The organism is Bradyrhizobium sp. Leo170, from assembly GCF_004296405.1.
GTDB lineage: Bacteria > Pseudomonadota > Alphaproteobacteria > Rhizobiales > Xanthobacteraceae > Bradyrhizobium.
On record NZ_PSRR01000800.1, the window covers coordinates 1 to 786 of the forward strand.

Annotated in this window: 2 protein-coding genes; both read left to right on the forward strand. The window is 68.7% G+C overall.

Annotated elements, in window-relative coordinates; translation table 11 throughout:
- Nucleotides 1-282, forward strand: a 282-nt coding sequence (locus CWO89_RS47420; protein ID WP_207234724.1) for a helix-turn-helix domain-containing protein, incomplete at its 5' end; no start/stop codon positions are given.
- Nucleotides 279-786: IS3 family transposase (locus CWO89_RS44800; RefSeq protein ID WP_130584447.1), on the forward strand; the 508-nt coding region annotated here is incomplete at its 3' end. The genes CWO89_RS47420 and CWO89_RS44800, both read left to right, overlap by 4 nt.

Consider the following 786-nt stretch of genomic DNA (forward strand, 5'->3'; position numbering starts at 1 on the left):
GCATGGCGCGATCTATTTCGCGTCGGCGGGGCGGAGGCGCTGCGGCCGCTGGGGCGTCCGCGCAAGAGCGATGCGGTTGCACCGAGCGTGAGGGCGCGGGCGCGCGATGTTGCGGCGGCCGACCGTGGCGCGCCCGAGCGCATTGCCGAACTTGAGCGCAAGATCGGCCAGCAGCAGATTGAACTGGATTTTTTTCGGCAAGCCTTGCGGCGGGTCAAGGAAGCACGCCGGCCGAGCAGCGGGCCTGGCGTGACGGGGTCTACGCGGTCATCCAAGCGATGACGACCTCCCCGCGGCAAGGCGAGCTGACGATCGAACGGATGTGCCGATTGGCTGGCGTCAGCCGGGCCGGCTATTATCGGCATTGGGCGGCTTCCGCCCCACGTGCCGAAGAAACCGCCGTGCGAGACGCGATCCAGCGGCTGGCGCTTGCCTACAGGCATTACGGCTATCGCCGGATCGCCGCGCAGTTGCGCCGCGAGGGCTTTGCGGTGAACCGCAAACGCGTGCTGCGCCTGATGCAGCAGGATAATCTGCTGTGCTTGCGGCAGCGGCCGTTCGTGCCTGTCACGACGGACTCGCGCCACCCGTGGCACGTGGTATCGAACCTGGCCCGCGCCATGGTGCCGAGCGGCCTCGACCAGCTCTGGGTGGCGGACATCACCTACATCCGTCTGCAGGAGGAGTTCGCCTATCTCGCCATCGTGCTCGACGCCTTCAGCCGGCGGGTGGTCGGCTGGGCCCTGGCGACGCACCTGGAGGCGCGTCTGGCGGTCGCCGCGCTCT